Source organism: Arthrobacter sp. D5-1 (genome assembly GCF_017357425.1).
Lineage (GTDB): Bacteria > Actinomycetota > Actinomycetes > Actinomycetales > Micrococcaceae > Arthrobacter.
Genome location: NZ_CP014571.1, coordinates 1,911,958 through 1,934,940, shown reverse-complemented (window position 1 = coordinate 1,934,940; position 22,983 = coordinate 1,911,958). Strand labels below are relative to the sequence as shown.

At 63.3% G+C, this 22,983-nt stretch carries 21 protein-coding genes and 1 pseudogene; 7 read left to right on the top strand and 15 right to left on the bottom strand.

Going from position 1 to position 22,983, the window contains the following annotated elements:
• Window positions 1-2: 2 nt before the first annotated feature.
• The 5 genes from AYX22_RS08845 to AYX22_RS08825 form a co-directional block, all read right to left on the bottom strand.
• On the bottom strand, window positions 3-1,214 hold the full coding sequence (locus tag AYX22_RS08845) for a pseudouridine synthase (protein WP_207597090.1): 1,212 nt from the start codon (window positions 1,212-1,214) through the stop codon (window positions 3-5).
• Window positions 1,215-1,364: 150 nt separating this feature from the next.
• Window positions 1,365-2,021, bottom strand: coding sequence for an SMC-Scp complex subunit ScpB (locus tag AYX22_RS08840; RefSeq protein ID WP_207597089.1), 657 nt, complete (start codon window positions 2,019-2,021; stop codon window positions 1,365-1,367).
• Complete coding sequence (locus AYX22_RS08835) at window positions 2,014-2,928, bottom strand: ScpA family protein (protein WP_207597088.1); 915 nt, start codon at window positions 2,926-2,928, stop codon at window positions 2,014-2,016. The genes AYX22_RS08840 and AYX22_RS08835 overlap by 8 nt, the downstream gene beginning before the upstream one ends.
• Before the next feature lie 6 nt (window positions 2,929-2,934).
• Window positions 2,935-3,834 (bottom strand): AAA family ATPase, encoded by a 900-nt coding sequence (locus AYX22_RS08830; RefSeq protein WP_089594468.1) that lies wholly within the window; start codon window positions 3,832-3,834, stop codon window positions 2,935-2,937.
• A gap of 253 nt (window positions 3,835-4,087) precedes the next feature.
• Window positions 4,088-5,434, bottom strand: coding sequence for a cation:dicarboxylase symporter family transporter (locus AYX22_RS08825; protein WP_207597087.1), 1,347 nt, complete (start codon window positions 5,432-5,434; stop codon window positions 4,088-4,090).
• A gap of 137 nt (window positions 5,435-5,571) precedes the next feature.
• Here AYX22_RS08825 and AYX22_RS08820 point away from each other — a divergent pair, with 137 nt between their 5' ends.
• The 6 genes and pseudogenes from AYX22_RS08820 (at window position 5,572) to AYX22_RS08795 (ending at window position 12,310) form a co-directional block, all read left to right on the top strand.
• Window positions 5,572-7,218: a sensor histidine kinase gene (locus AYX22_RS08820; protein WP_207597529.1), complete on the top strand. Its 1,647-nt coding sequence runs from the start codon at window positions 5,572-5,574 to the stop codon at window positions 7,216-7,218.
• Window positions 7,215-7,927: pseudogene (locus AYX22_RS08815) on the top strand (response regulator). The gene AYX22_RS08820 and the pseudogene AYX22_RS08815 overlap by 4 nt, the downstream one beginning before the upstream one ends.
• A 73-nt stretch (window positions 7,928-8,000) precedes the next feature.
• Window positions 8,001-8,657, top strand: coding sequence for a GntR family transcriptional regulator (locus AYX22_RS08810; protein WP_207597086.1), 657 nt, complete (start codon window positions 8,001-8,003; stop codon window positions 8,655-8,657).
• Between the two features lie 10 nt (window positions 8,658-8,667).
• The gene (locus tag AYX22_RS08805; protein ID WP_207597085.1) at window positions 8,668-10,188 is read left to right on the top strand and encodes an MmgE/PrpD family protein; all 1,521 of its coding nucleotides are present in this window, start codon (window positions 8,668-8,670) and stop codon (window positions 10,186-10,188) included.
• The gene (gene prpB, locus AYX22_RS08800) at window positions 10,189-11,094 is read left to right on the top strand and encodes a methylisocitrate lyase (RefSeq protein ID WP_207597084.1); all 906 of its coding nucleotides are present in this window, start codon (window positions 10,189-10,191) and stop codon (window positions 11,092-11,094) included.
• A 76-nt stretch (window positions 11,095-11,170) separates the two neighbouring features.
• Window positions 11,171-12,310, top strand: a complete 1,140-nt coding sequence (locus AYX22_RS08795) for a bifunctional 2-methylcitrate synthase/citrate synthase (protein WP_207597083.1) — start codon at window positions 11,171-11,173, stop codon at window positions 12,308-12,310.
• 85 nt (window positions 12,311-12,395) lie between these two features.
• Here AYX22_RS08795 and AYX22_RS08790 read toward each other — a convergent pair whose 3' ends face one another.
• Window positions 12,396-12,890 (bottom strand): NUDIX domain-containing protein, encoded by a 495-nt coding sequence (locus AYX22_RS08790; RefSeq protein WP_207597082.1) that lies wholly within the window; start codon window positions 12,888-12,890, stop codon window positions 12,396-12,398.
• 56 nt (window positions 12,891-12,946) lie between these two features.
• On the opposite strand from AYX22_RS08790, the gene AYX22_RS08785 reads away from it, so the two are divergent.
• Window positions 12,947-13,705, top strand: a complete 759-nt coding sequence (locus AYX22_RS08785) for a hypothetical protein (RefSeq protein WP_207597081.1) — start codon at window positions 12,947-12,949, stop codon at window positions 13,703-13,705.
• Between the two features lie 32 nt (window positions 13,706-13,737).
• On the opposite strand, the gene xerD is transcribed toward AYX22_RS08785, so the two are convergent.
• The 9 genes from xerD to AYX22_RS24020 all read right to left on the bottom strand — a co-directional run bounded on the left by xerD (window position 13,738) and on the right by AYX22_RS24020 (window position 22,977).
• Window positions 13,738-14,697 (bottom strand): site-specific tyrosine recombinase XerD, encoded by a 960-nt coding sequence (gene xerD, locus AYX22_RS08780; RefSeq protein WP_207597528.1) that lies wholly within the window; start codon window positions 14,695-14,697, stop codon window positions 13,738-13,740.
• Between the two features lie 2 nt (window positions 14,698-14,699).
• A complete protein-coding gene (locus AYX22_RS08775) occupies window positions 14,700-15,362 on the bottom strand; it encodes an NUDIX hydrolase (protein WP_207597080.1) in 663 nt (220 codons plus the stop codon).
• 27 nt (window positions 15,363-15,389) lie between these two features.
• Entirely contained in the window at window positions 15,390-17,135 is a 1,746-nt protein-coding gene (locus tag AYX22_RS08770) for a CTP synthase (protein WP_207597079.1), read from the bottom strand.
• A gap of 131 nt (window positions 17,136-17,266) precedes the next feature.
• Window positions 17,267-19,006, bottom strand: a complete 1,740-nt coding sequence (gene recN, locus AYX22_RS08765) for a DNA repair protein RecN (RefSeq protein WP_207597078.1) — start codon at window positions 19,004-19,006, stop codon at window positions 17,267-17,269.
• Between the two features lie 3 nt (window positions 19,007-19,009).
• The gene (locus tag AYX22_RS08760) at window positions 19,010-20,041 is read right to left on the bottom strand and encodes an NAD kinase (RefSeq protein ID WP_207597077.1); all 1,032 of its coding nucleotides are present in this window, start codon (window positions 20,039-20,041) and stop codon (window positions 19,010-19,012) included.
• A 13-nt stretch (window positions 20,042-20,054) separates the two neighbouring features.
• Window positions 20,055-20,867, bottom strand: coding sequence for a TlyA family RNA methyltransferase (locus tag AYX22_RS08755; protein ID WP_207597076.1), 813 nt, complete (start codon window positions 20,865-20,867; stop codon window positions 20,055-20,057).
• A 3-nt stretch (window positions 20,868-20,870) separates the two neighbouring features.
• Complete coding sequence (locus AYX22_RS08750) at window positions 20,871-21,164, bottom strand: hypothetical protein (protein ID WP_207597075.1); 294 nt, start codon at window positions 21,162-21,164, stop codon at window positions 20,871-20,873.
• Between the two features lie 9 nt (window positions 21,165-21,173).
• On the bottom strand, window positions 21,174-22,160 hold the full coding sequence (locus AYX22_RS08745) for an HAD-IIA family hydrolase (protein ID WP_207597074.1): 987 nt from the start codon (window positions 22,158-22,160) through the stop codon (window positions 21,174-21,176).
• On the bottom strand, window positions 22,153-22,977 hold the full coding sequence (locus tag AYX22_RS24020; RefSeq protein ID WP_242703576.1) for a DNA polymerase V family protein: 825 nt from the start codon (window positions 22,975-22,977) through the stop codon (window positions 22,153-22,155). The genes AYX22_RS08745 and AYX22_RS24020 overlap by 8 nt, the downstream gene beginning before the upstream one ends.
• Between the last annotated feature and the right edge of the window lie 6 nt (window positions 22,978-22,983).

Below are 22,983 nucleotides of genomic sequence, written 5' to 3'. Positions count from 1 at the left end.
CCCTAGAGCCCTACAGATGCCAGGAGGTGTCCGACTTCCTGCCTGCCGAGGTTGCGGATGCTGCCCTGGCGCTGGTCACCCAAGCCGATGGGGCCGACCTTCACGCGGACAAGACGTTCAACCGGGAACCCGACGGCGTCAAACATACGGCGCACGATGCGGTTCTTGCCTGAGTGGAGCACAACCTCGATGAGGACGTGGCCCGGGGTGGAGTCCACCAACCGGAACGAGTCCACTGCGGCGACACCGTCTTCGAGCTCGACGCCGTTCTTCAGCTTCGCGCCCACGCCCTGCGGGAACGGGCCGCGCACCTGGACGAGGTACGTCTTGGGTACCTCATAGGAAGGGTGCGTCAAGCGGTTGGCGAGTTCGCCGTCGTTCGTCAGCAGCAGCAGCCCCTCAGTGGCGACATCGAGACGGCCAACGTGGAACAGGCGTTCGCCCTTGTTCTTGTTGTTCTTCAGGAAGTCGCTGATGCAGGGACGGCCTTCGGGGTCCTCCATGGTGGAGACGACGCCCTTGGGCTTGTTGAAGACCATGTAGACGAGGGTTTCGTCGAGCTGGATCCGGATGCCATCGACGTGGATCACGGCAGCCGTGGGGTCCACGCGCATACCAAGCTCGGTGGTCACTACGCCATCAACCTCGACGCGTCCCTCGAGGATCATTTCCTCACAGACGCGGCGTGAAGCCACGCCGGCTTGAGCCATGACCTTCTGCAGGCGTACGCCGTCAACATCGTGAAGGTCCGACTGCGGGACTTCCTGGCGCGGTCCGCGGTTGCGGCCTGGCTTGCGGATGGGACCCAGGTTCTGGCCGAATCGTTCGCTGCCGAATGCCTTGGAGCCGTACTGCCTGGCGGGCTTGGCCTTGGGCTTCAGTGCGCCCGGCGTACCGGGTGCCTTGCCAAAGCCGGGCTTGTTGGAGCCGGGCTTGCGGAAGGGCTTCGCGGGCCTGGAGGCCTGGCCCCGGTCAAAGTCGCCCGCAGTTGTGGGGTTGTCAGGATCGAAAGGTGCCGCTTCGCGCGGCTTCGGAGCCTTGAAGGGTCGGCCTTCGCCCTGGGTGAAGTTGCGCTTTCCAGCGCCGGCGCTGCCGCCGCGGCCTGAGAAGCCGCCGGCGTTGGTGCGGCCCGTGCCGCCCTTGGCCTCATTGCGTCCAGAACTGTTGCGTCCCGAACTGTTACGTGGTGAACTCTGGCGTCCCGCCTGTGTCATGACCCGTCCTTGTGTAGTAATGGCCGGCTTTCCGTGCTGCAATCAACACTAGCCAGCCGGGCAGACATCGTCTGCCCCTTGTCGCTGTGCACCCTGAAGGTGCCGTGAATCCATCTGAAGTTTTCCTGCGGTGCCGGGCGTAGCCTGTGGCTACATCCGGCTGGCGTCGTAGTACTCGTCAATTCCTTCCAAACCTGGAAGGTGTGGCGAAAGCTGTGGCAGTTCAGCCACTGAGCCAATACCCATCCGCTCCAGGAAATACGAGGTTGTCCGGTAAAGGACAGCCCCGGATTCGGGATCGTTTCCGGAATCCTCGATCAAACCCCGTTGGGTGAGTGTCCGGACTACCGAATCGACGTTGACGCCGCGAATGGCAGATACCCGGGCCCTGGAGACCGGTTGCCGGTAAGCTATGACCGCCAGGGTCTCAAGCGCTGCTTGAGTGAGCCTGGTGGTCTGCCCTTCGAGAACGAACCTTCCCACGATGTCGGCAAAATCCGACCGTGAATAGATGCGCCACCCGCCGGCGACATTCCGCAATTCAAAACCCCGGGGTGCAGTGCTGGCATCGGCATAGCCGACAGCATCCACGTCCGGGGCTTTAACAGTATAGCCGCTATACTCCCGTTGCAGGTCATGCAGCAAATCCTCGACGACGGAGACCGTCACGTTGAGTCCGGCGGACAACTCTTCCGACGTAGCAGGCTCGTCGATGACCATGAGCACTGCCTCCAAGGCTGCCCGTGCACCACCTGGCAGCGCTTCCAGGTCAGCCAGCCCCTCCTGGGCCGTTTCCTGCTCATTCACTGCTGTTCTCCCCGTTTTCCGGCCCCACGCCAGTCTCATACTCTTCACTCAGGCGGGAACTGTCCCACCCGGCGTCGTCGCCCGTCCACCGAACCGTCAACTCCGCCAAGGGTGCGGGCTGTTCGAAAGCCACCACGCGGTCCCGGAACATTTCCAACAACGCAAGGAAGCGTGCCACGACCACCAGGGTGGTCTCTGCGTCGGCTATCAGCGCCTGGAAGGACAAGGGCGCGCCCAGCTTCAGGCGGTGGCCCATGATCCCGGCCTGTTCCTTGACGCTCACCGGTGGAGCGTGAAGATGGTCCAGGCCCACCTCGGCGGGAGCCGAATCCTTGGGTTTCAGCGCCTTGGCAGCAAGTTCCGCGAATTGTTCCGGGGTATGGCGCCATACGAGTTCGGGCAGCAGGGCGGCGAAATGGCTTTCCAGAGCAACCTGGCGCGGATAACGACGCGCTTCCTGTTCCAGCGTTTCACCCAGGATCCCGGCTATCTGCTTGAAAGCCTTGTACTGCAGGAGGCGGGCGAACAGGAGATCCCTCGCCTCAAGGAGCGCAATATCCTCTGCGTCCTCCACCTCACCGGCCGGCAGGAGGCGCGCGGCCTTGAGATCCAGCAGAGTGGCGGCGATGACCAGGAACTCGCTGGCTTCGTCCAGCGCCCAGTCCTCCCCCAGCTCCTGGAGCCGGCGGATGTACTTGATGAACTCATCGGTGACGGTGGCCAAGGCCACTTCGGTGATATCCATCTTGTGCTTGGAGATCAGGCCAAGCAGGAGATCGAACGGGCCCGTGAAGTTGGCCAGCCGTACCTCAAAACCGGGTTTGCGGGCTTCGGCGGTACCGGCGTCGGGCGCTTCTGCAGAAGCGGAAGCGCCAGCTTCCATGGCCGGAGCGAGTGACGGTCCCACGGTCGGCTAGGGCGCGCCGCCGCGCGAGATCAATTCCTTGGCAAGCCGGCGGTAGGCGTCGGCGCCAATGTGGTTGCCCGCATAACTGGTGATGGGCTCGGCCGCGACCGTTGCATCCGCGAACTTGATGGAGCGCTTGATGACGGTCTCGAACACCTTGTCACCGAAGGCTTCCACGAGACGTGAAATCACTTCGCGGCTGTGCAGGGTGCGGGCGTCGTACATGGTGGCCAGGACACCGTCCACCTGCAGCCTCGGGTTGAGGCGGTCCTGGACCTTTTCGATGGTTTCCACCAGGAGGGCCACTGCCCGCAAGGCGAAGAACTCACAGATCAGCGGAATAATGACTCCGTGCGCTGCCGTCAGTGCATTGACGGTCAGCAGCCCCAGGGACGGCTGGCAGTCGATCAGGACGACGTCGTAATCGTCCTCGACGCTCTTGAGCGCGCGGTCCAATACCTGCTCGCGTGCCACCTCGTTGACGAGTTGGACTTCTGCGGCGGAGAGGTCGATGTTGGCGGGAAGAAGGTCAACGCCCTCGACGCCGGTCTGCTGGATGGCATCCCGGATACTCACTTTGCGGTCCATCAGGACGTTGTACACAGTGAGGTCGAGCTCGTGCGGATTGGCTCCCAGACCCGCGGAGAGCGCGCCCTGGGGATCAAAGTCCACCAGCAGGACACGCCGGCCGTATTCGGCGAGCGCAGCAGCGAGATTGATGGTGGAGGTGGTTTTACCCACGCCACCTTTCTGGTTGACCATGGCGATGACTCTCGCCGGGCCGTGGGAAGCAAGGGGAGCAGGTTCCGGAAATTCGCGGTAAGGGCGGCCTGTTGGCCCCATGATGGCGTCTTCCAGATCGAGCTCGGTGCCTCCCAGCGTAGCTGTTCCTCGTTCGATGCTCACGTATCTAACCACTCTTTCGACGACGATCTTCCCTGCCGCTGGCCCCCAGCTACAGCGCTACTACCCACCTAGGCTACAGCGCCCGACACGGTTATTTGGGGAACTTGACTTTGTCCTGCTCGTGAGCCTTGACCCTCTAGCTGAGGTAGAAGGTTGCCTTCATTGCCGCAGTTTGGCGGCCACATGCGGAAGGCCGGCACCTGGAGAGGTGCCGGCCTTCGTAAATGATGCGATGCGCTGATCCCTGCCCGGGTTAGACGGTTGCCTTTTCGCGGGTTTCAGCTTCAGGAGCGGCCTCTTCTTCGCCGCCATGGGCGATCATGGTCTGCTCATCGAAGGGTTCGCTGCCGGAGAGGACACGCTCCACCTGTCCATTGTCGATTTCCTTCACCCAGGTTCCGATCAGGACCGTGGCTACTGCGTTGCCGGTGAAGTTGGTCAAGGCGCGGGCCTCGGACATGAAGCGGTCGATTCCTACGATCATGCCCACGCCGCCGAGCAGCTCAGGCTTGTGTGCCTGAAGACCTGCGGCAAGGGTTGCAAGTCCCGCTCCCGTGACACCGGCGGCACCCTTTGAAGCGATGATCATGAAGACCAACAAGGAGACCTGGGCGCCGAGGTCCAGCGGGGTGCCCATGGCGTTGGCGACGAAGAGCGAAGCCATGGTCAGGTAGATCGCCGTGCCGTCAAGGTTGAAGGAGTAGCCCGTGGGAACGGTGACGCCAACTACCGGCTTGGAGACACCCAGGTGCTCCATCTTGGCGATCAGGCGGGGCAGCGCTGCTTCGGAGGAGGAAGTGGAGAAGATCAGGAGGTACTCACGGGCCAGGTACTTCATGAGCTTGAAGATGTTGACGCCGGCCACTGCACGGAGCAGGGTTCCGAGGATCACCACGATGAACAGTGCGCAGGTGACATAGAAGGCCAGCATCAGCGTGAACATGCTGAGGATTGCCTGGGCGCCGGTGGCACCAACGACGGCGGCAATGGCACCGAACGCGCCTACCGGCGCCAGCCACATGATCATGATGAGGATGCGGAAGACGAGGCGCTGGCCGTGGCCGATTGCGGCGAGGATAGGGGCTCCCTGCTTGCCCATTTTCTGCAAGGCGAAACCGACCAGGATCGCGGCAAGCAGTGTGGGCAGGACCGGGATATCACCGGGGATGATGCCCAGAAGGAAGTCAACAGTGCTGTTGGTGTCCGCCTTCTTGGTGGGATCGTACGGGGTCAGCTTGAGTCCCTCACCCGGGTGGATGAGGTTGCCCACCACGAGGCCGATGGCCAGGGCAAAGGTTGACATGGCCACGAAGTAGCCGAGGGCGAGGCCACCCACCTTGCCAACGGTGGCAGCCTTGGCGATGGAGCCGATGCCCAGGACGATGGTGCAGAAAATGACCGGCGCGATCATCATCTTGATGAGCTTGATGAAGCCATCGCCGAGTGGCTTGAGTGACTTGCCGACTTCGGGGAACATCAAGCCGACCACGGCGCCGAGTACTACGGCAAGGATGACCGCGATGTACAAGTAATGCGACTTGTCGAGCCCCTTGCGTCCAGCTTTGGCAGCTACTGCCGACTCTCCTCGTTGAGAGGTCATGGGATTCTCCTTTGGATACTGTGTAAGGCGCTGCGGTCCTGCACTGATGTCCAATCCGCTGCCCTTGTGTGATATCCATCATTGAGCCGTTGGTGACACACATCACCGTTGCGGTCATATTGGTCATGGAGGTCCACGTGTTTCACAGCTGGAGCATCGCCCGCAGGTTGTTTGTGGCAAACCTCCTGTTCGTCCTGGTCCTGACGGCGGTGTTTGGAGCCTTTTCCGTGGTGGAAGCCCGGGACAGGGCCTACGACAACGCCGGGGGTCGAATGCTCGCCGTGGCGACATCCATTGCCGACAACCCGTTGGTCCTGGACGCGGCTTCAGCTGCGGAGCCCTCTGCTACGCTGCAGCCCTACGCGCTGGACGTCATGGACGATGCTGATGCCGATTTCATCACCATCATGGCTCCGGACAGGACGCGCTGGACGCACCCGAGGGTCGAAGAACTCGGCAAGCCGTACATCGGAACCATTGAGCCCGCGCTGCGGGGCGAGACGTTCACGGAGGTCACGGCAGGCACCTTGGGTCCGTCGGTTCGAACCATCGCACCGGTCAAAGCTGCCGACGGAACCGTCAAAGCCCTGGTGGCAGCGGGAGTTACCGTCCGGACGGTAGATACGGATGTGGCCGAGCGCCTGGGGGTGATCGGAGGCATAGCACTGGTGGTGTTGAGCTTTGGCTCCGTCGCTTCGTGGCTCCTTGGGCGGTATCTGAGATCGGTAACGCGGGGCTGGGGACCGGAACAGCTCGCTCAGCTGTTTGCCTACTACGAGTCGGTCCTGCACTCCGTACGCGAGGGTGTGATCCTGATCGATAACCACGGCAAGGCAGTCATGTATAACGACCAAGCCGCCGAGTTGCTGGGCCTGCAGCCTTCGGACGCCGACCGTTCCCCTGTCGATGCCCCGAAACTCGCTGATCTCCCCTTCGACGGCAGCCTGCGGGCGCTGTTCGAATCCGGCAGGCCAGCACACGACGAGATTCACCTGACCGGTTCCCGGATCCTGGTAGTGAACCAGGCCCCCGCAGTAGGGCCGGTGCCTGAGCGCAGCCGACAGAAACCGGCGGTCTACGGCACAGTGGCCACCATCCGCGACCGTACCGAGATCGAATCCCTGGGCTCGGAACTCCAGACCATGAAAACCCTCTCGGATGCGCTGCGCGCGCAGACACATGAACACGCAAACCGGCTTCACATGATCGTCTCCCTGCTGGAACTTGGCCGCACACCCCAGGCTTTGGACTTTGCCACCAAGGACCTTGAACTCAGCCAGCAACTCACCGACGACATGGTGGCGTCGGTGGATGAGCCCGTCATGAGCGCCTTGGTGATGGGCAAGGCGGCAGAAGCCCACGAACGCGGGGTGGAGTTGGAGGTCCGGACGTCAGGGAGTTCCGGTGTCCGTGGCCTGGAGATCCAGGACCTGGTGACGATCCTCGGAAACCTGCTGGACAATGCCATTGATGCCGCGGCTGCCGGTGACTTCCCACGGAAGGTGGAGCTGGACGTGGAAGCCGGACCTGCCGCCGTCGAATTCACGGTCCGGGACTCCGGGAGTGGCATCAATCCGGAGTCCATTGACGACGTACTGCAGTACGGCTTCAGCACGAAGTCTCCGGACAAAAACCCGCGCGGCTCCCACGGGCGCGGCGTTGGCCTGGCACTGGTGCGCCAGGCCGTGGATCGGCTCAACGGTACGATGACCATCAGCAATCCCGGCGGAGCACAATTCCATGTAGTGCTGCCCGCGTCGGTTCCTGAGGAAGAGAAGGCATGACAGACATCCGTGTCCTGGTAGTGGAGGATGAGCCCATAGCTTCGGACGCCCACTCCGTCTATGTCGGCCGCCTGGACGGGTTTTCGCTGGTGGGCACTGCCCCTGACGGCCAGTCGGCACTGCGCATCCTTGGGGAGTTCGCTGCATCGGGGCCCCCGTTGACTTGGTCCTGCTGGACATGAATCTGCCTGACCTTCACGGGCTCGACGTGGCCCGGCGCATGAGGTCCGCGGGAGTTTTTGCCGACATCATTGCCATCACCGCTGTCCGGGAACTGAACATCGTGCGCAGCGCCGTGTCCATCGGCGTCGTGCAGTACCTCATTAAGCCCTTCACGTATGCAACATTCGCGGACAAGCTCGGCAGCTACCGAACGTTCCGTGAGCAGCTGGCCGGTTCATTGTCCGGAATCTCCAAGGCGGGAGCCTCCCAAAGCGATGTGGACCAGGCCTTTGCCAGCCTCCGCGCTCCGACGGAACTACCGCTGCCGAAGGGCCTTTCGGGATCCACCCTGGAAGCGGTGAAAGACCTGATGCGGGCGCGGCAGGAAGCGGTCTCCGCGAGCGAAGTCATGGACGCCCTGGGCATGTCCCGCGTCACCGCACGCCGGTATCTGGAATATTTGGCCGACGCCGGGACAGTCACCAGGGCGCCCCGGTACGGCACCCCTGGGCGCCCTGAGAACGAGTACGGCTGGAATCGCGGATAGGCGCCTGTATACACAGAAAGCATTTTTGGCCGTATTGCTCGCCTCAGAGGCCATCGGTGTATACACTGGGGGCATGCGCGCCAGTGATCGGGCTTACAACGCCCTCCGAGAAGACATCATTGAATGGCGCCTGCGGCCAGGTACTGTCTTGGCGGAAGTGGAGCAGTCCGAACGTCTCGGGGTGTCCCGGACGCCGATCCGTGAGGCGCTGGGCCGGCTCACCGCGGAGGGATTGACGACGGCGGCAGGAGGCCGCGGCGTCGTCGTGACCGATATTTCGCTTGAGAGCATCGACGAGTTGTTCGAGTTGCGCGAAACCCTTGAAGTGAGGGCCGCGGCGTTGGCTGCCCAGCGTGGGGAACCAGGGATCTTCGCCGAGTTGCATACCCAGCTGCTGCTGGCCCCAGAACTGCTCCGCGACGACGATCCCGCGCGCCATGAGTACTACGCCTTGGTGGGTCGCCTGGATGACGCCATCGACGCTGCGGTCTCCAATTCCTACCTTGCCCAGGCGATGCGCAGCTTGCGCGTCCACTTGGTCCGGGTCCGCCGCCTGGCCGCCGATGACACTGCCAGGCTCCACGCGGCAGCCGCGGAACATGCCGCGATTGCCGAGGCCATCGCCGCGGGCAAACCACGGCTGGCCGAGGCCGCCACCACAGTCCACTTGCACCGCAGCCTCACCCACGTTAAAGCCACCCACACCACTGCCCTGAAACAGCCTGCCTAGAAGGAGCACCATGGTCAAGAACCATCACGTCCGCGTTTACAAGAGCGAAGAGAACCTCCCCCGCGAGGAGCAGCTGGCGCATAAGATCGCCGTGGTCGCCGCTGATCCCGTCGAGGTCACCCCCGAGGTCACCGACATGGTGATCAACCGGATCATCGACAACGCCTCTGTGGCCATCGCCTCGCTGAACCGGGCACCGATCGTCGCAGCCCGCGCCCAGGCATTGACCCACTCCCCGTCGGCGAACGGCAAGGGAGCCCACGTCTTCGGCATCACCGAGCAGGTCTCCCCCGAGTGGGCCGCCTGGGCCAACGGTGTGGCCGTGCGCGAACTGGACTATCACGACACGTTCCTGGCCGCGGACTACTCCCACCCGGGCGACAACATCCCGCCGATCCTGGCCGTCGCCCAGCACGTGGGCTCCAACGGTGCGGATCTGGTCCGTGCCATTGCTACCGGGTACGAGATCCAGGTGAACCTGGTCAAGGCCATCTGCCTGCACAAGCACAAGATCGACCACGTGGCCCACCTCGGCCCCTCCGCCGCGGCCGGTATCGGCACGTTGTTGGGATTGGATGTTGAGACGATCTTCCAGTCCGTGGGCCAGGCCCTCCACACCACCACCGCCACCCGGCAGTCCCGCAAGGGCGAAATCTCCACCTGGAAAGCCCACGCCCCGGCCTTCGCAGGCAAAATGGCCGTCGAAGCCGTGGACCGCTCCATGCGCGGCCAGACCTCGCCCGTGCCGATCTACGAGGGCGAAGACGGCGTGATCGCCTGGATGCTCGACGGCCCGGACGCCTCCTACGAGGTTCCGTTGCCGTTGCCCGGTGAAGCCAAGCGCGCCATCCTGGACACCTACACCAAGGAGCACTCAGCCGAGTACCAGGCCCAGGCCTGGATCGACCTCGCCCGCAAGCTGAACCGCGAGCACCCCGAAACCACGGACCCGGCCAACGTGGAATCCGTGCTGATCAAGACCAGCCACCACACGCACTACGTGATCGGCTCCGGCGCGAACGATCCCCAGAAGTACTCCCCCACCGCATCCCGCGAAACCCTGGACCACTCCATCCCGTACATCTTCACGGTCGCGTTGCAGGACGGCGCGTGGCACCACGTGGACTCCTACGCCCCCGAACGCGCAGCACGCCCGGACACCGTGGAACTCTGGCACAAGGTCACCACCGTCGAGGACCCGGAATGGACCCGCCGCTACCACTCCCTGGACATCGCAGAGAAAGCCTTCGGCGGTTCCGTGGAAATCACCCTCAACGACGGCACGGTGATCACCGATGAAATCGCCGTGGCCGACGCCCACCCGCTCGGCGCCCGGCCGTTCGCCCGCGAGCAATACGTCAACAAGTTCCGCACCCTCGCTGCAGGACTCGTGGAGGAAGCCGAAATCGAGAGGTTCCTCGCCGCCGTCGAACGCGTCACCGAACTGGCCGAAGGCGAACTGGACCAGCTGAACATCACCGCAGCCCCCGGCGTGATCAACCTCGAAGCAGCTCCGAAGGGACTGTTCTAAATGCTGTACTCCAAAGTCACTCCCGAACAAAAGCGGGTGAAGCTGCGGGAATTGCTGGCCTCCGGGACCGTTCAGCAGTTCCCGGGCGCCTTCAACCCGCTCTCGGCCCGGCTCATCGAGGAAAAAGGCTTCGCCGGCGTCTACATCTCCGGCGCGGTCCTGGCCAACGACCTCGGCCTGCCGGACATCGGCCTGACCACCCTGACCGAGGTAGCCACCCGCGCCGGGCAGATCGCCCGCATGACCGATTTGCCGTCCTTGGTGGACGCCGACACCGGCTTCGGTGAACCCATGAACGTGGCCCGCACCATCCAGGAACTCGAGAACGCGGGCCTGGCCGGTTGCCACATTGAGGACCAGTTCAACCCGAAACGCTGCGGACACCTGGACGGCAAGAACGTCGTCGACATCGACACCGCCACCAAACGCATCCGCGCCGCAGCAGACGCCCGACGCGACCCGAACTTCCTCATCATGGCCCGCACGGACATCCGCGCAGTCGAAGGAATCCAGGCCGCTCAGGACCGTGCCAAAGCCCTCGTAGACGCCGGCGCTGATGCGATCTTCCCCGAAGCCATGCGTGATTTGAGCGAGTTCCAGGCGATCCGCGACGCCGTGGACGTGCCGATCCTGGCCAACATGACCGAGTTCGGCAAAAGCGAGCTCTTCACCGTCGACCAACTCCAAGGAGTCGGGGTGAACATGGTCATCTACCCCGTCACCCTGCTCCGCATTGCCATGGGCGCTGCAGAGCGTACTCTGGAATCGATCAGGGCTGCGGGGACCCAAGAGGCGGAAGTGGAAAACATGCTCACGCGTGCACGCCTCTACGAACTCGTCGACTACGAGGCATACAACCAATTCGATACCGGCGTTTTTAACTTCCAGGTTCCTGGCGTCCGCTAGGTACCGGATTCATCAAGGGGAAAGCAGGCACTCCGGACTCACCGGTGCGCCTGCATTATGAACGAAGGAGTTCAGCATGGCTGCTGAAGACATCAAAAAAGGCCTTGCCGGAGTCGTGGTGGACTACACCGCCGTCTCGAAGGTCAACCCGGACACCAACTCGCTGCTCTACCGCGGGTATCCGGTCCAGGAACTGGCCGCCAAATGCAGCTTCGAAGAGGTCGCCTACCTGCTGTGGAACGGCGAACTGCCGGGCGACGCAGAGCTGGCTGAATTTACTGCCCGGGAACGCGCCGGCCGCGCTTTGGACCCCGTGGTCAAACAGGTCATCGACACCCTGCCCACCACCGCCCACCCCATGGATGTGTGCCGCACGGCAGCATCCGTGCTCGGCGCCCGGCATGAACTGGCTGAAGATTCTTCACCGGAAGCAAACATGAAGAAGGCAATAGACCTCTGGGCTGCCATGCCTTCCGTCGTGGCCTACGACCAGCGCCGCCGCCGCGGCCAGGAACCCGTGGAACCGCGGGAGGACCTGGACTATTCGGCCAACTTCCTGTGGATGACGTTCGGCGAAGAACAGGTGCCCGAGGTGGTGGAGGCGTTCAACGTCTCGATGATCCTGTATGCAGAGCACTCCTTCAACGCCTCCACCTTCACCGCCCGTGTGGTCACCTCCACGCTCGCTGACCTGCACTCAGCGGTGACCGCCGCGATCGGCGCCCTCAAGGGTCCGTTGCACGGTGGCGCCAACGAGGCCGTCATGCACACCTTCGACGAAATCGGCATCCGCAGCGAAGAGTCCCTCGAGGAAGCCGCCACCCGTGCCCGGGCCTGGATGGAAGACGCCCTGGCACAGAAGAAGAAAGTCATGGGCTTCGGCCACCGCGTCTACAAGCACGGCGACTCCCGTGTACCCACCATGAAGGCCGCCCTGGACAAGATGATCGCCCACTACGGGCGCCCGGAACTCCTTGGGCTGTACAACGGCTTGGAACAGGCCATGGACGAGGCCAAGGCCATCAAGCCCAACCTCGACTACCCGGCCGGCCCCACCTACCACCTGATGGGCTTCGACACCCAGACGTTCACCCCGCTGTTCGTCGCCAGCCGCATCACCGGCTGGACCGCCCACATCATGGAACAGGTAGCCTCCAACTCGCTCATCCGTCCCCTGAGCGAATACAACGGGCCGGAAGAGCGGCACGTGCCCTAACGTTTCCGGTTAGTCAAAGAGACGTACGACGCCGGGCCGGTCACCGAAAGGCGACCGGTCCGGCGTCGTTCTTTCCGCGTTTCTGCTACGGCTGGTCCACCCAATCAGTGGTGTGGACGTCAGCTACATTTTCGTTATCTGCTGCCAAGGCCACCCGCACCGCAATGCGCTGGCCGGCAATCATGGCCGGCAGCCAGTGTTCGGCGTCGGCCCACATCCGGTCCACGGGGAGTTGCATCACCGGGAACCATGCCGGGGCGATCTCGTCGCTTTCGGAAGGTTCCCCCTCCCACGTGCGGGTCAGGAACACAGTGGTGGCCATGTTCCACTCCGGCCTCGCCGGAAACACAAAGTCAACAGTGCCCGCCGGAACCAGGTCCTGCGCGGCAACCACTACATTGATTTCCTCCATGACCTCCCGGCATGCTGCCTGGGAGGCGGTCTCACCCGGCTCCACGTGCCCGCCCACTCCCACTACCTTGCCCCTGCCGAAGCCAGTCTTCTTGGTGCCGAGGAGGACGTGCTCGCCGTCCGCACCGTCGCGGAGGAGGAAGCACAAAGTCACATGGGCTGCAGTCATGCTGCCTACCTTAACCTGATCTCCCCCGCCAGTGCTGCCATTGCTACAGTGAGCCCATGACTGAAGGTGGGGGTAACCGGCCAGCCAATGTGGCCGCCGTTGACGACGCTGCAGATCCTCCGTCCGTCGAGGAAAGTGCGGCTGCCGAAACAGCCACAAAAGCCACGCCCGAACGGGACCTATGGCTACCCCGTTGGCTGGTGGCCCGCCCCCTCTATGCAGGGTGGGCCTGGACTGTGCTGTGGGCCGGGCTTATTGTTTTGGACGAAGTGGTGGACCTGGCCGGATGGACCTGGTACCTCCTGGTCCTCGTTGCGGCACTGCCCACGTTGATCTCCACGCTGGTGGTCCTGCATGCCACGCCCCGCAGTCATCTCAGAGCAGTGGATGCAACAGTGCTGGGTCACTTTTTTGTACGGTTCCTGGCGCTTGTGGCGGCGTTCATGGTGTGGGCCGCCTCGGTGGTGATGAGCGCTTCCATCTCCACCACCGTCCAAACCGTGATCGGCGATTCCGAAAAGGAAGTTACGGCGTTGGGCTTCAACCTCATGCTCGCTGCCGTTCCGCTGGTGCTCTCCGTCCTCTGGATGGCCTTCATTGTGCGCTGTGCATGGTTCCTTCGACGGTTGCGCGGCTGGCGGCAGGTGCCGGTGAAGACCCGGGTTCCCAAGAAGTTCCTCAAGGGACGGCCCCGGCTCAAGCGCGTAGTCGTGGGCCTGGCACATCCGGGGCTCCTGCTGGTGGCCGGCCTGGGGACGTCGCTGTTGGCGTTGTTCGTGGACGCCGTGGAGTTGACGCTGAACGTGCTCGGGTAGTTCGCCGAACGCGCTCTTGGCCCAGCGCCCTCTTAGCCCAGCGCCCTCGGGTGCGCCGCCGCATAGACCTCGCGCAAGGTCTCTGCGGTAACCAAGGTGTAAACCTGGGTGGTGGTCACCGAGGCATGCCCCAGCAGTTCCTGCACCACCCTGACATCGGCTCCGCCTTCCAGCAGATGGGTGGCGAAGGAGTGGCGGAGTGTATGCGGCGAGACGTCCTTGGTGATGTTGGCTTTCTCAGCCGCCGCTTTGAGGATGGTCCAGGCGCTCTGCCTGCTGATCCGGCCCCCGCGGGCGTTGAGGAACAGCGCCGGCGTTCCTTTTCCTTTGGATGCCAGCAGCGGCCTGCCCCGGACAACATAAGCTCCGACGGCGCGGGCTCCGTAGGAGCCGAGGGGCACCAACCGCTCTTTGGAGCCCTTGCCGAACAACCTGACGATCGCAGGATCGCCACCGGTGTCTTCGAGGGAGATATCATCCACGTCCAACCCGACTGCTTCGCTGATGCGGGCACCGGTGGAGTACAGGAATTCAAGGAGAGCACGGTCTCTGAGCCCTGTGGGCGAATCGGCTCCCGCAGCTTCCAGGATCCGCGTGACCTCGCCGACGCTGATGGCCTTGGGAAGCCGTTTGCCCGGCATAGGCGGGTGGACATCGCTGGCGGGGTCCGCCGTCGTGGTTCCTTCAAGTGCCCAGAATTTGTGAAGACCGCGGACGGCCACTACCGTTCGCGCAGCGGAGCGGACACCCAGCACTGCGGCGCCATCGCTTCCATCCGACAAGGCCTGGGCGAAGGCGGTCACATGATGCCGGGTGATGTCGCCAGGCCGTTCCACGCCCTGGCCCGTGAGGAAGTTGGAGTAACGTGTCAAATCCCTGCGGTACGCCGCAAGGGTGTTCGCTGCCAGGCCGCGCTCCACACCCACATGCTGCAGGTAGTCCGTTACTGCGCGGTCAAGGCCAGTGGGGGTTCTGGTGGCAGCCTCGGCCATGCTCAGCGCTGGCTCGGGTGAGCCGGCCACGGCGCATTGGCGGGACGAAGCCCAGTGAACCCATCGGCTTTCGCGGCTGCGGCAGCCAGGATGCCCAGCACCGCGGAAGGATTGTGCAGGCGGCCTTCCAGCACTGCCTTCACGGCGTCATCGAGCGGCACCCAGTGGAGTTCAATTTCGGCCTCTTCATCGGTGCGGACGTGCCGGTCCGCCACGGGAACGTCACTGATGCCACGCGCCAGATAGATCCGGACTGCTTCGCTGGACGAACCGGGCGAGTTGAAGAAGTCCACCAGGACGTTCCACGTAGCCGCGACCAAGTCAGCTTCCTCCGCCAATTCCCGGGCCGCCCCCACCACGAAGTCTTCGCCTTCGACGTCCAGCAGGCCCGCCGGGATCTCCCACAGGTCCATGCCCACGGGATGCCGGTACTGCTTCAGCAGCAGGATCTCGCCGTCCACGTTCATGGGGAGCACTGCTACTGCGCCTGGGTGGTCAATGTAGTCACGAACAAGGGTGTCCGTGCCATCGCTGAGTTGGAACGAGTCGCTGACAACGTCCCAAATTCGGCCTTCGTAAACCTTGCTGGTAGACAAAAGACGGCGCGGGCTCGGCATGTCCGAAACCTGCCTTGATGTGCGGGGGGTTTCAGAAATTCCGGGCATCGCGCCGTCCTTCGTTAGTACTTGCGTTTACTTGGCAGCTACCGTGCGGGCACCGGTCTTGGTGGCCACGGGGGCACCTTCGCGACGCTCCAAGGCAGCTTTGACCAAACCTGCGAACAGCGGGTGGGGGCGAGTGGGGCGCGAGCTGAGCTCGGGGTGCGCCTGCGTTGCCACGTAATACGGGTGGACCTCGCGGGGAAGTTCCACATACTCCACCAACTTGCCGTCAGGAGAAGTACCGGAGAACACCAGACCTTCTGCTGCGATCTGGTCACGGTACTTGTTGTTGACCTCGTAGCGGTGGCGGTGGCGTTCGCTGACCGTGGTGGTGCCGTACGTCTCGGCGATGACCGAACCCTCGTCCAGTTTGGCTTCGTAGAGGCCCAGACGCATGGTGCCGCCGAGGTCTCCCTTGCCTTCCACGATGTCCAGCTGCTCTTCCATGGTGGCGATGACCGGGTACTTGGAGTCGGGCTCGAACTCGCTGGAGGAGGCGCCTTCGAGGCCAACCACGTTGCGGGCGTACTCGATCACCATGCACTGCAGGCCGAGGCACAGGCCAAGGACCGGGAGCTTGGACTCACGAGCGAACTTCAAGGCACCGAGCTTGCCTTCGAGGCCGCGGATACCAAAGCCGCCGGGCACGCAGATGGCGTCCACACCGGCCAAGGCCTTCGTGGCCCCGGCATGGGTCTCGCACTCGTCGGAGGGGACCCAGCGGATCTTGACCTTGGCTTCGTTGGCAAAACCGCCGGCACGAAGGGCCTCGGTGACCGAGAGGTACGCATCCGGGAGGTCGATGTACTTGCCCACCAGGGCAACCTCGACCTCGTGCTTCGGGTTGTGCACTGCTTCGAGCAGTTTGTCCCACTTGCTCCAGTCAACATCCTTGAACGGCAGGTCCAGTGCGCGGACGATGTAGGAGTCCAGACCCTGTGAGTGCAGGGTCTTGGGGATGTCGTAGATGCTGGGGGCGTCAGCTGCGTTGACTACGGCGTCGATGTCGACGTCGCACATACGGCCGATTTTCTCGCGCATGGCGTCGGGCACTTCGCGGTCCGAGCGGATCACGATCGCTTCAGGCTGGATGCCGATGGAGCGAAGGGCAGCTACGGAGTGCTGCGTCGGCTTGGTCTTCAGTTCCTGGGACGGTCCGATGTAGGGAACCAGCGACACGTGCAGGAAGAAGACGTTGTTGCGGCCAACATCCTGACGGACCTGACGGGCCGACTCCAGGAACGGCTGCGATTCGATGTCGCCTACCGTGCCACCGATTTCGGTGATGATGACGTCCGGGGCGTTCTTGCCTTCGGCAGGCAGCCGCATGCGCCGCTTGATTTCGTCGGTGATGTGGGGAATGACCTGGACGGTGTCTCCGAGGTATTCGCCGCGACGTTCCTTGGCGATGACGGTGGAGTAGATCTGGCCCGTTGTGACGTTGGCCGAACCTTCGAGGTTTTCGTCGAGGAAGCGCTCGTAATGTCCGATGTCGAGGTCGGTTTCGGCGCCGTCGTCGGTCACGAATACTTCGCCGTGCTGGAAGGGGTTCATCGTGCCCGGATCCACATTCAAATAGGGATCGAGCTTCTGCATAGTTACAGACAAACCGCGTGCCCGCAGCAGGTGACCGAGGCTGGAAGCCGTCAGACCCTTACCGAGCGAGGACGCCACACCACCGGTGACGAAGATGTGTTTGGTCGTCTTGGACGAGCCCGGGAACCGGGAATTTACACGGGAATTTGATCGCTGCACCACGGAATTCGAGCTTATCATCAATTACGCCTTCCAAGCGTCTGTTCGGATTCCCCAAATGGTCAATAGTTGCTCACCACCGCATTCCAAGCAAGAGCCGGGCGGGATTAAGTGTGCCGATGTGATGGTGCTCGCATTCCCGGCCAAGAGCACTAAGCGCGCTGCGGCATGAGCTTCGCGTCGTCCAGCAACTCTTGGGCGTGGGCCTGCGCCGATTCAGAATCTTCTTGCCCGGCCAGCATGCGGGCCAGCTCCTTGACCCGCTCGTCCTCGCTCAGCAGCTGTACGTCGCTGGAGGTGAACCCGGTGGTTGTCTTGCCGTCAGCACCGCGCACGGAGGTTTTTGTGACTCGGATGTGTTGATCGGCGAAGGCAGCAACCTGCGGCAAGTGCGTTACCACCAGCACCTGGACGTGCCGGGCAAGCATTGCCAGCCTCCGGCCGATTTCGACGGCGGCCCGGCCACCCACGCCCGCGTCCACCTCATCGAACACGAACGTCGGTACAGGATCTACCGCAGCGAGAACTACCTCGATGGCCAACATCACCCGGGAGAGTTCACCGCCCGAGGCTCCCTTGCCCAGAGGCCGGGCCGGAGCCCCGGAGTGCGGCTGAAGAAGGAAGGCGATCTCGTCGGTGCCCCAAGGGCCCAACGATCCACTGCCATCGACCTCAATGACCAGGGTGGCGTCAGCCATCGCCAGCGCCTTGAGCTCAGCACTGACCCGGGCTGAGAGATCCTTGGCAGCTTTGAGGCGGGCCTTGGAGATAGCCGCTGCTTGCTTCCGGAGAGTGGCTTCCGTCGAAGCCACCTCAGCATCCAGGGACTCGATGCGGCTGGAATCATCCTGAAGCTCGCCCAGCCGGGTCCTGGCAGTCGCCGCCCACTCCAGCACTTCATCAATGCTGGGGGCGTATTTCCGAATCAACTTGGCAAGGGCGGCCCGGCGCTCCTCGATTTCGGAGAGCCGCTCCGGACCTTCCGTATCCAGGGCGGCCTGATAGCTGGACAGCTCTGTTGCAATGTCGTTGAGGAGGAACCCAACCTCCGCAAGCCGGGCAGCGGCGGAGCGCAGTTCCTCGTCATGGTCGGCAACATGCTCAAGTGTCCTCTTGGCAGCATCCACCATGGTGGTTGCGTCGCCGGCGTCCCCGAATTCCTCGGCGATGAGGGACTCATGGGCTGCAGCGGCGGCCAACCGGAGTTCTTCGACGTTGGCGAGCTTCACAGCCTCGGCCTTCAGTGTCTCGTCCTCCCCTGGCTGGGGATCCACTTCGTCGATTTCCTTGAGCGCCGCATCCAGGGACTCAGCTTCCCGCAGCCGCTCCCGGGCCTCGCTGCGCAGCGTTTCGAGTTCGGACTGAATGTTCTTCCAGTGGCTGTAGAGCTCCTGGTACTCCCCCAGCGTCTTGGCAAGGGGCGCACCGGCGAACCGGTCCAGGGCATGCCGCTGCGCAGTGGCGCTCTTGAGCCGGATCTGGTCCGACTGCCCGTGGACCACTACCAGGCTCTCTCCCAACTCGGCCAGGACCCCCACGGGCGCCGCGCGCCCGCCAACGTAGGCACGGCTGCGCCCATCGGCACCCACGGTACGGGCCAGCAGGAGCTCAGCAACGCCGTCGAACTCTTCCGCCTCACCGCCTGCCTCCTTGGCGCGCTCAACAGCGCTGTGCGCCGGATCGAGCTTCAACACCGCTTCAGCGGACGCCGATTTGGCTCCGCTACGGACGGCGCCTGCATCTGATCGGGCACCCAGAAGGAGCCCGACGGCGGTCACCACCATGGTCTTGCCCGCACCGGTTTCACCGGTGACGACGCTCAGGCCAGGGCCCAGCGGCAGGGCGGCATCGGTGATGACGCCAAGGTCACGGATTCGGAGTTCTTCAAGCATGGTTCACTTCGCATTCGTGGGGTCGGAAGGGTCACCATCCCGGGGACCGTCTACATCCCGAGGACTGGGCAACGGAGCCGGTGAAAGGGTCCGGATGACCGGGATAGGGCCGGTGTGGACTTCCCCGCTCCGCGGAGCCGGTCCACGCCAGCCGTGGATGGGGAGTTCAAACTTGCGGACGAGCCGGGCGGAAAAGGGTGTTTTGTGGGTGCGCGCCAACCGCACAGGGGTGGCTGAACGGGTCACTTCAACACGCGCCCCGGGCGGCAGGTCCACGGAACGCCGACCATCGCACCACAGGACACCGATGGCTTCGGTGCGGTTCATGATTTCGACGGCCAGCTTGGACCTCGGCGATACCACCAACGGCTTGGCGAACAGGGCATGGGCACTGATCGGAACAATCACGAGGGCTTCCACCTCCGGCCACACCACTGGTCCTCCCGAGGAGAACGCGTAAGCGGTGGAACCGGTGGGAGTTGCGAGGACCACTCCGTCACAGCCGAAGGACGTCAACGGACGCTCGTCCACCTCAGTGACCACTTCCAGCATGCGCTCACGGTTGGCCTTTTCAATGGCAGCCTCGTTCAACGCCCACGTGTGCCAAATCTTCCGGCCCTTGACCCACACCTGGACATCGATGGTCATGCGTTCTTCCACCGTGTACTGGCGACTCGCGATCCATTCGACTGTTTGGGCCAGGTCGGCACGCTCGCTTTCAGCCAGGAAGCCCACGTGCCCCAGGTTCACTCCCAACAACGGGACGTCCACCTCACGCACCAGTTCCGCGGCCCGCAGGATGGTTCCGTCCCCACCCAGGACCATCACCAACTCCACATCCTCCAGGTTGACGTGGTCGTTAAGGATCTCAATGGGTGTATCCAACGCACCGAAAAAACGTTCAATATCGGCCAGTTCAGACTTCTGCAGTACAGGAACCAGGCCGGAGGAATGCAGTTGCGTACAGGCATCCCACGCTGCGCGGAGCGATTCTTCCCGCCCTGTGTGGGCAAGGACAAGTACACGCCTGCTCATCGGGTTCTGCTTTCTAGTGGTTTGGCCAGAATTTCGTGATCAATGCAGCAACGTCCCCGTCCCGCTCTTCGATCTTAGGCAACACCGCTGACATCCCGCGCTTCATCCACAGGAAGTATTCAACATTTCCGTCCTGGCCAGGCAGCGGACTGGCGGCAAGGTCCATCAGGACAAGCCCGGCATCCACCGCGGCCCGGGCCACCTGGGCAACGGCCCGGCGTCGTTCATGGTCCGATGACACCACGCCGGTTCGGCTCAGCCGTTCCTTGCCCACCTCGAATTGCGGCTTGACCATCAGGACCATGTCCCCGCCGGGTTCGGTGCAGTACGCCAGCGGCGCCACCACCAAGGTCAACGAAATGAAGGACAGGTCCGCGACCGTCAGGTTTGCGAGCCCACCGATCTGCTCCGGAGACATATATCTGACGTTCAGGCCCTCATGGACGTCCACACGGGGGTCATCGCGCAGGTGTGGCACCAACTGGCCGTGTCCTACATCCACCGCCACGACGCTTGCCGCCCCTTGCCGCAGCAGGACGTCAGTGAAGCCACCTGTGGAGGCACCGGCGTCGAGACACCGCTTCCCGGCAACCACGACGGCGGGAAACGCCTCCAGCGCGCCCGCCAACTTATGACCGGCGCGGCTGACGTAGATGTCCTCGAGATGGGCCTCTACGGCCAAGTCCGTAGCCGAGTCCACCTGGAGTGCGGCTTTGGCGAGGACAGTCCCCGCGGAGCTGACTTTTCCATCGCTGATGAGCTTTGCTGCATGGGTACGTGACCTCGCCAACCCACGGGTGACGAGTTCCTGGTCGAGTCGTGCCATACGCTAGCTGTCGCCTTCCGGGCGGGGAGTACTTTGTGGTGCGGCAGGGAGGCCGGGTTCAGCATCCAAGGCTTCCAGCAAGGAGTCGTGAATGGCTGCGTACAGGTCTCCGTGTTCAGCCACGGGGGTCGCCGGCACGTTGTCCAGGACGGCCAAGGCCCTGTCCACCAGCGGGTCCCCCGTGGAGCTGGCTGGATCGGGCCACTGGACCTCCGGGCGCGAGGGCTCAGAGTTTTCAGTCACGGGGCCGTCGTGGCCCGCATGGCTTTCCGCCGGTACATAATTGGGCTCGGTCATCGCACCAGTCTAGTGAGTTCGCCATTCCACCTGTGGCGCCTGCGCCACAGCCATGTCGGGGAACCTGGCCCACCACGCGGCACAGGCCGCGCGCCAAGCGTCAAGGTCATCCTCAGCGCCCGTGACCGTGACGGTCCCGTCCCCGGCGACCGCCGAGGCTGCACCGCAACGGAAGGTTCCGTCGTCGCTGATGACCTCAGGGTAGGGCGCGTAAAGGCCCTCCAAGTCGGCCAAAAGGTAGGTGGGGCGCTCGTCGGTCCGCGCCGCAAGGATGGTGTGGGTGGTGTCCACGCCAGTGAGGACGGCCGCCGTCGCAAATCCCGCACGGTTGCCGCCCAGAATGTCCGTGTCCAAACGGTCGCCCACAACCAGCGGACGATCGGCGGTCAACCGTTTCGCTGCCGCATGGAAAAGCGGCGCTTCGGGCTTACCAGCCACCACAGGAGTTTTCCCCGTAGCAGCCGCCACAGCAGCAACCAGCGTCCCATTGCCCGGTGCCATGCCTCGAGCCTGCGGTATGGACATGTCCGTGTTGGTGGCAAACCACATGGCTCCACCGGCCACTACATACGACGCCTCCGCGAGATCCTTCCAACCGATCTCAGGGTTGAATCCCTGGACCACGGCAACCGGGGATTCAGCGGCACTGTGGACCGGCTTGAGTCCCACCAATTCAATCTCATGGGCCAGAGCTGCGCTGCCGGTGATGAGCACATGCGCCCCCGCAGGCAACAGGGAAGCCAGAAGCTCTCCTGCTGCCTGGGAGGAACTGACCACTTGATGGTCCTCCGCCGGCGCACCGAGCTCACGCAAGTGCGCAGCGACCTGGGCCGGGGTGCGGGAGGCGTTGTTAGTCACGTAGCCAAGGCCAACGCCAAAGGTCTCCAGACGCAACAACGACTCCACGGCCCCGGGGATGGCGTGCGGTCCTGCATAGACCACACCGTCCAGATCCGAGAGGACGGCATCAAACAATGAGATGAGTGGATCAGCCATGCTGGGAGTCAGAACCCTGGTTCTCGGCGTCTTCTTCCTTGGCTTCTCTTTCCTCAGAGTCGTCTTCTGCGGAGTCGATGTCCGACTCCGCGTCGTTCGACTCGAAGTAGTCAGACTCTGCGTCATCAAGTTCAACGTCATCGTGCTCAACGTCAGCCGCTGCGGCTTCGGCAATAACCGATTCCGTCTCAGGCTTAACGACGTCGGGCTCCGGAGCCGACTTGACGAACCGCGGCTTGCTCGCGGCTGCTTCTTCCTGCTCATCCCACCCGAGGTCAAGGATCTCCGGTTCAGCGAAATCGCCGACTCCCAGAGCATTCTCAGCCACCAAAGCCTGCCGGGCCCACTTGTCCGCTTCTTCCGTGCGACCCACCGCGCTGAGCGCTTCAGCGTAAGCACGGAAAAGTCGCGGGCTGTAAGAGAAGGCCCTGTTGATGTCCAACTGGGGAATTTCCAGTTCGGTGACTGCAGCATCAAACTGCTTCAAATCCGCACGGGCACCGGCCGCCACCATGGCCAGCTCCACCTTGCCCGGGGCATCGAGGTCCTGGGCTTCTGGAGAACGAACCATATCCAACGCACGGTCCGGACGTCCGAGGCCTCGCTCGCAGTCAGCCATCACAGGCAAGTGCACGTTGGACCCGCTGATGCGGCGGTACGTACGGAATTCACGAAGCGCTTCGCCATAGTGTCCCGCGGCGTAGGCGGTCAGGCCCACCGCTTCACGAACAACCGAAAGGCGTCCGCCACGACGGCTTGCAGCCAATGCGTGCTGGAAGGCCAGCTCAGGCTCAATGTCAATCAGGCGGCCAGCCATGACCAG

Bases quoted from the DNA above. Each gene is read 5' to 3' on its own strand.
- AYX22_RS08845 (WP_207597090.1), bottom strand. From the start codon at position 1,214: ATGACACAGGCGGGACGCCAGAGTTCACCACGTAACAGTTCGGGACGC.
- AYX22_RS08825 (WP_207597087.1), bottom strand. From the start codon at position 5,434: ATGACCTCTCAACGAGGAGAGTCGGCAGTAGCTGCCAAAGCTGGACGC.
- AYX22_RS08810 (WP_207597086.1), top strand. From the start codon at position 8,001: ATGCGCGCCAGTGATCGGGCTTACAACGCCCTCCGAGAAGACATCATT.
- AYX22_RS08805 (WP_207597085.1), top strand. From the start codon at position 8,668: ATGGTCAAGAACCATCACGTCCGCGTTTACAAGAGCGAAGAGAACCTC.
- prpB (WP_207597084.1), top strand. From the start codon at position 10,189: ATGCTGTACTCCAAAGTCACTCCCGAACAAAAGCGGGTGAAGCTGCGG.
- AYX22_RS08795 (WP_207597083.1), top strand. From the start codon at position 11,171: ATGGCTGCTGAAGACATCAAAAAAGGCCTTGCCGGAGTCGTGGTGGAC.
- AYX22_RS08790 (WP_207597082.1), bottom strand. From the start codon at position 12,890: ATGACTGCAGCCCATGTGACTTTGTGCTTCCTCCTCCGCGACGGTGCG.
- AYX22_RS08785 (WP_207597081.1), top strand. From the start codon at position 12,947: ATGACTGAAGGTGGGGGTAACCGGCCAGCCAATGTGGCCGCCGTTGAC.
- xerD (WP_207597528.1), bottom strand. From the start codon at position 14,697: ATGGCCGAGGCTGCCACCAGAACCCCCACTGGCCTTGACCGCGCAGTA.
- AYX22_RS08775 (WP_207597080.1), bottom strand. From the start codon at position 15,362: ATGCCCGGAATTTCTGAAACCCCCCGCACATCAAGGCAGGTTTCGGAC.
- AYX22_RS08770 (WP_207597079.1), bottom strand. From the start codon at position 17,135: ATGATAAGCTCGAATTCCGTGGTGCAGCGATCAAATTCCCGTGTAAAT.
- recN (WP_207597078.1), bottom strand. From the start codon at position 19,006: ATGCTTGAAGAACTCCGAATCCGTGACCTTGGCGTCATCACCGATGCC.
- AYX22_RS08760 (WP_207597077.1), bottom strand. From the start codon at position 20,041: ATGAGCAGGCGTGTACTTGTCCTTGCCCACACAGGGCGGGAAGAATCG.
- AYX22_RS08755 (WP_207597076.1), bottom strand. From the start codon at position 20,867: ATGGCACGACTCGACCAGGAACTCGTCACCCGTGGGTTGGCGAGGTCA.
- AYX22_RS08750 (WP_207597075.1), bottom strand. From the start codon at position 21,164: ATGACCGAGCCCAATTATGTACCGGCGGAAAGCCATGCGGGCCACGAC.
- AYX22_RS08745 (WP_207597074.1), bottom strand. From the start codon at position 22,160: ATGGCTGATCCACTCATCTCATTGTTTGATGCCGTCCTCTCGGATCTG.
- AYX22_RS24020 (WP_242703576.1), bottom strand. From the start codon at position 22,977: ATGGCTGGCCGCCTGATTGACATTGAGCCTGAGCTGGCCTTCCAGCAC.